Annotated in this window: 2 tRNA genes and 4 rRNA genes (1 of these 6 running past the window's edge); all 6 read left to right on the forward strand. The window is 51.1% G+C overall.

Features of this window, described 5'->3' with window-relative positions:
- Window positions 1-204 precede the first annotated feature (204 nt).
- Window positions 205-1,741: ribosomal RNA gene (locus O5O48_RS07340) — 16S ribosomal RNA — on the forward strand.
- Window positions 1,742-1,807: 66 nt separating this feature from the next.
- Window positions 1,808-1,884 (forward strand) — tRNA-Ile (locus O5O48_RS07345).
- 24 nt (window positions 1,885-1,908) lie between these two features.
- Window positions 1,909-1,984 (forward strand) — tRNA-Ala (locus O5O48_RS07350).
- Window positions 1,985-2,262: 278 nt separating this feature from the next.
- A 23S ribosomal RNA gene (locus O5O48_RS07355) occupies window positions 2,263-5,151 on the forward strand.
- 138 nt (window positions 5,152-5,289) lie between these two features.
- Window positions 5,290-5,405, forward strand: a 5S ribosomal RNA gene (gene rrf, locus O5O48_RS07360).
- Between the two features lie 372 nt (window positions 5,406-5,777).
- A 16S ribosomal RNA gene (locus tag O5O48_RS07365) occupies window positions 5,778-6,455 on the forward strand; it runs 859 nt beyond the window's last position.
- Together the 16S, 23S and 5S rRNA genes with 2 tRNA genes alongside form the textbook arrangement of a ribosomal RNA operon.

Raw genomic sequence — 6,455 nt, forward strand, 5'->3', positions numbered from 1 at the left:
TAGCGTAGAATTCGCGGCCTTGGTTGAGCGGAAACGCTGACCGAATCGCTCTTTAACAATTTGAATCAAGTAATTCGTGTGGGTGCTTGCTGAATGTGCTCGATGATCAGAAAGATTATCAGCCTAGCAAGTAACTCTGTGAATTCATGAGTTTTTTGTAAAGCTGAGCCAAGTTTAGGGTTTTCTCAAAACCCAATCAGTATTTAACTGAAGAGTTTGATCATGGCTCAGATTGAACGCTGGCGGCAGGCCTAACACATGCAAGTCGAGCGGATGAAGGGAGCTTGCTCCCGGATTTAGCGGCGGACGGGTGAGTAATGCCTAGGAATCTGCCTGGTAGTGGGGGACAACGACTCGAAAGGGTCGCTAATACCGCATACGTCCTACGGGAGAAAGTGGGGGATCTTCGGACCTCACGCTATCAGATGAGCCTAGGTCGGATTAGCTAGTAGGTGAGGTAATGGCTCACCTAGGCAACGATCCGTAACTGGTCTGAGAGGATGATCAGTCACACTGGAACTGAGACACGGTCCAGACTCCTACGGGAGGCAGCAGTGGGGAATATTGGACAATGGGCGAAAGCCTGATCCAGCCATGCCGCGTGTGTGAAGAAGGTCTTCGGATTGTAAAGCACTTTAAGTTGGGAGGAAGGGTTGTAGTTTAATACGCTGCAATCTTGACGTTACCAACAGAATAAGCACCGGCTAACTCTGTGCCAGCAGCCGCGGTAATACAGAGGGTGCAAGCGTTAATCGGAATTACTGGGCGTAAAGCGCGCGTAGGCGGCTTGATAAGATGGGTGTGAAATCCCCGGGCTTAACCTGGGAACTGCATCCATAACTGTCTGGCTAGAGTACAGTAGAGGGTGGTGGAATTTCCTGTGTAGCGGTGAAATGCGTAGATATAGGAAGGAACACCAGTGGCGAAGGCGACCACCTGGACTGATACTGACGCTGAGGTGCGAAAGCGTGGGGAGCAAACAGGATTAGATACCCTGGTAGTCCACGCCGTAAACGATGTCTACTAGCCGTTGGAATCCTTGAGATTTTAGTGGCGCAGCTAACGCACTAAGTAGACCGCCTGGGGAGTACGGTCGCAAGATTAAAACTCAAATGAATTGACGGGGGCCCGCACAAGCGGTGGAGCATGTGGTTTAATTCGAAGCAACGCGAAGAACCTTACCTGGCCTTGACATGCAGAGAACTTTCCAGAGATGGATTGGTGCCTTCGGGAACTCTGACACAGGTGCTGCATGGCTGTCGTCAGCTCGTGTCGTGAGATGTTGGGTTAAGTCCCGTAACGAGCGCAACCCTTGTCCTTAGTTACCAGCACGTTATGGTGGGCACTCTAAGGAGACTGCCGGTGACAAACCGGAGGAAGGTGGGGATGACGTCAAGTCATCATGGCCCTTACGGCCAGGGCTACACACGTGCTACAATGGTCGGTACAGAGGGTTGCCAAGCCGCGAGGTGGAGCTAATCCCATAAAACCGATCGTAGTCCGGATTGGAGTCTGCAACTCGACTCCATGAAGTCGGAATCGCTAGTAATCGTGGATCAGAATGCCACGGTGAATACGTTCCCGGGCCTTGTACACACCGCCCGTCACACCATGGGAGTGGGTTGCACCAGAAGTAGCTAGTCTAACCTTCGGGAGGACGGTTACCACGGTGTGATTCATGACTGGGGTGAAGTCGTAACAAGGTAGCCGTAGGGGAACCTGCGGCTGGATCACCTCCTTAATCGAAAGATCTCGGCTGTTCCTCAAGCACTCACACGAATTACTTGATTCAGAAAGAAAGGCGATTGGGTCTGTAGCTCAGTTGGTTAGAGCGCACCCCTGATAAGGGTGAGGTCGGCAGTTCGAATCTGCCCAGACCCACCAATTGTCGAGGTGTAAGGTCTGAACGGGGCCATAGCTCAGCTGGGAGAGCGCCTGCCTTGCACGCAGGAGGTCAGCGGTTCGATCCCGCTTGGCTCCACCAGGACGACGCAGCACACGCCATAGAATGGAACTCAGAGTTCATATATGAACAATCAAGCCCTTGATTGTTGATATCTGGTCTCTGAACCAGACGCTCTTTAAAAATTTGGATATGTGATAGAAGTACAGACACATGGCATGTTTCACTGCATGCAATGTGGCTAAGGTAAACTTGTAATCTCAAGTGCAAGTTCCGGAATTGTCGTTAATTCTGTTTTAAACCGATATCACTGAATAATCTGAGTTAAGTAATTAACTTAAGATTGTTTGGGGTTATATGGTCAAGTGAATAAGCGCATACGGTGGATGCCTTGGCAGTCAGAGGCGATGAAAGACGTGATAGCCTGCGATAAGCTTCGGGGAGGTGGCAAATGACCTTTGATCCGGAGATCTCTGAATGGGGAAACCCACCCAGCATAAGCTGGGTATCACACACTGAATACATAGGTGTGTGAGGCGAACCAGGGGAACTGAAACATCTAAGTACCCTGAGGAAAAGAAATCAACCGAGATTCCCCAAGTAGTGGCGAGCGAACGGGGACCAGCCCTTAAGCAGTTTTGAGTTTAGTAGAACGCTCTGGAAAGTGCGGCCATAGTGGGTGATAGCCCCGTATACGAAAGACTCTTAGCTGTGAAATCGAGTAGGTCGGCGCACGTGAAACGTTGACTGAACATGGGGGGACCATCCTCCAAGGCTAAATACTCCTGACTGACCGATAGTGAACCAGTACCGTGAGGGAAAGGCGAAAAGAACCCCTGTGAGGGGAGTGAAATAGAACCTGAAACCGTATGCGTACAAGCAGTGGGAGCAGACTTGTTCTGTGACTGCGTACCTTTTGTATAATGGGTCAGCGACTTATATTCAGTGGCGAGCTTAACCGTCTAGGGGAGGCGTAGGGAAACCGAGTCTTAATAGGGCGTTTAGTCGCTGGGTATAGACCCGAAACCGGGCGATCTATCCATGGGCAGGTTGAAGGTGCCGTAACAGGCACTGGAGGACCGAACCGACTACCGTTGAAAAGTTAGCGGATGACTTGTGGATAGGAGTGAAAGGCTAATCAAGCTCGGAGATAGCTGGTTCTCCTCGAAAGCTATTTAGGTAGCGCCTCGTGTATCACCACTGGGGGTAGAGCACTGTTTCGGCTAGGGGGTCATCCCGACTTACCAAACCGATGCAAACTCCGAATACCAGTGAGTGTCAGCACGGGAGACACACGGCGGGTGCTAACGTCCGTCGTGAAAAGGGAAACAACCCAGACCGTCAGCTAAGGTCCCAAAGTTATGGTTAAGTGGGAAACGATGTGGGAAGGCTTAGACAGCTAGGAGGTTGGCTTAGAAGCAGCCATCCTTTAAAGAAAGCGTAATAGCTCACTAGTCGAGTCGGCCTGCGCGGAAGATGTAACGGGGCTCAAACCATACACCGAAGCTACGGGTTCATCGTAAGATGAGCGGTAGAGGAGCGTTCTGTAAGCCTGTGAAGGTCAATTGAGAAGTTGGCTGGAGGTATCAGAAGTGCGAATGCTGACATGAGTAACGACAAAGGGAGTGAAAAACTCCCTCGCCGGAAGACCAAGGGTTCCTGCGCAACGTTAATCGACGCAGGGTGAGTCGACCCCTAAGGCGAGGCCGAAAGGCGTAGTCGATGGGAAACGGGTTAATATTCCCGTACTTCTAGTTACTGCGATGGAGGGACGGAGAAGGCTAGGCCAGCACGGCGTTGGTTGTCCGTGTTTAAGGTTGTAGGCTGGTGACTTAGGTAAATCCGGGTCGCTAAGGCCGAGAGCTGATGACGAGTGTTCTTTAGAACGCGAAGTGGTTGATGCCATGCTTCCAGGAAAAGCTTCTAAGCTTCAGGTAACTAGAAATCGTACCCCAAACCGACACAGGTGGTCAGGTAGAGAATACCAAGGCGCTTGAGAGAACTCGGGTGAAGGAACTAGGCAAAATGGCACCGTAACTTCGGGAGAAGGTGCGCCGATGAGGGTGAAGCATTTACTGCGTAAGCCCATGTCGGTCGAAGATACCAGGCCGCTGCAACTGTTTATTAAAAACATAGCACTCTGCAAACACGAAAGTGGACGTATAGGGTGTGACGCCTGCCCGGTGCCGGAAGGTTAATTGATGGGGTTAGCTTCGGCGAAGCTCTTGATCGAAGCCCCGGTAAACGGCGGCCGTAACTATAACGGTCCTAAGGTAGCGAAATTCCTTGTCGGGTAAGTTCCGACCTGCACGAATGGCGTAATGATGGCGGCGCTGTCTCCACCCGAGACTCAGTGAAATTGAAATCGCTGTGAAGATGCAGTGTATCCGCGGCTAGACGGAAAGACCCCGTGAACCTTTACTATAGCTTTGCACTGGACTTTGAATTTGCTTGTGTAGGATAGGTGGGAGGCTTTGAAGCGTGGACGCCAGTCTGCGTGGAGCCAACCTTGAAATACCACCCTGGCAACTTTGAGGTTCTAACTCTGGTCCGTTATCCGGATCGAGGACAGTGTATGGTGGGTAGTTTGACTGGGGCGGTCTCCTCCCAAAGAGTAACGGAGGAGTACGAAGGTGCGCTCAGCACGGTCGGAAATCGTGCGTAGAGTATAAAGGCAAAAGCGCGCTTGACTGCGAGACCAACACGTCGAGCAGGTACGAAAGTAGGTCTTAGTGATCCGGTGGTTCTGTATGGAAGGGCCATCGCTCAACGGATAAAAGGTACTCCGGGGATAACAGGCTGATACCGCCCAAGAGTTCATATCGACGGCGGTGTTTGGCACCTCGATGTCGGCTCATCACATCCTGGGGCTGAAGCCGGTCCCAAGGGTATGGCTGTTCGCCATTTAAAGTGGTACGCGAGCTGGGTTTAGAACGTCGTGAGACAGTTCGGTCCCTATCTGCCGTGGACGTTTGAGATTTGAGAGGGGCTGACCTTAGTACGAGAGGACCGGGTTGGACGAACCCCTGGTGTTCCGGTTGTGTCGCCAGACGCATTGCCGGGTAGCTACGTTCGGAAAAGATAACCGCTGAAAGCATCTAAGCGGGAAACTTGCCTCAAGATGAGATCTCACCGGGAGCTTGACTCCCCTAAAGGGCCGTCGAAGACTACGACGTTGATAGGTTGGGTGTGTAAGCGCTGTGAGGCGTTGAGCTAACCAATACTAATTGCCCGTGTGGCTTGACCATATAACACCCAAGCAATCTGGTGTTATCGAGCCAAACAGAAACAAACAACTTCGCGAACTTGCGAGATTGCAAATACCTTAGCTTCTGTCACGCATCCAAGCTTTTTAAGCTGCACGCCTAGCGGGCAGCAACAAATTGCTTGACGACTATAGAGCATTGGAACCACCTGATCCCATCCCGAACTCAGAAGTGAAACGATGCATCGCCGATGGTAGTGTGGGGCTTCCCCATGTGAGAGTAGGTCATCGTCAAGCGCCTATACCGAACACCCTGATCAGAAATGATCAGGGTGTTTTTTTATATAAAGTAGACGCATATGAATTTGCTTCTACTGGCCCGGAAAGCGAAGGCTTTTCCAGGTTGTTCAAGCGGGTTTTGAAGCGGTTAAAAACTTCAAATAAAAGCTTGACAGAACATAAGGTTAGCGTAGAATTCGCGGCCTTGGTTGAGCGGAAACGCTGACCGAATCGCTCTTTAACAATTTGAATCAAGTAATTCGTGTGGGTGCTTGCTGAATGTGCTCGATGATCAGAAAGATTATCAGCCTAGCAAGTAACTCTGTGAATTCATGAGTTTTTTGTAAAGCTGAGCCAAGTTTAGGGTTTTCTCAAAACCCAATCAGTATTTAACTGAAGAGTTTGATCATGGCTCAGATTGAACGCTGGCGGCAGGCCTAACACATGCAAGTCGAGCGGATGAAGGGAGCTTGCTCCCGGATTTAGCGGCGGACGGGTGAGTAATGCCTAGGAATCTGCCTGGTAGTGGGGGACAACGACTCGAAAGGGTCGCTAATACCGCATACGTCCTACGGGAGAAAGTGGGGGATCTTCGGACCTCACGCTATCAGATGAGCCTAGGTCGGATTAGCTAGTAGGTGAGGTAATGGCTCACCTAGGCAACGATCCGTAACTGGTCTGAGAGGATGATCAGTCACACTGGAACTGAGACACGGTCCAGACTCCTACGGGAGGCAGCAGTGGGGAATATTGGACAATGGGCGAAAGCCTGATCCAGCCATGCCGCGTGTGTGAAGAAGGTCTTCGGATTGTAAAGCACTTTAAGTTGGGAGGAAGGGTTGTAGTTTAATACGCTGCAATCTTGACGTTACCAACAGAATAAGCACCGGCTAACTCTGTGCCAGCAGCCGCGGTAATACAGAGGGTGCAAGCGTTAATCGGAATTACTGGGCGTAAAGCGCGCGTAGGCGGCTTGATAAGATGGGTGTGAAATCCCCGGGCTTAACCTGGGAACTGCATCCATAACTGTCTGGCTAGAGTACAGTAGAGGGTGGTGGAATTTCCTGT

Source organism: Halopseudomonas sp. MFKK-1 (genome assembly GCF_027474385.1).
Lineage (GTDB): Bacteria > Pseudomonadota > Gammaproteobacteria > Pseudomonadales > Pseudomonadaceae > Halopseudomonas > Halopseudomonas aestusnigri.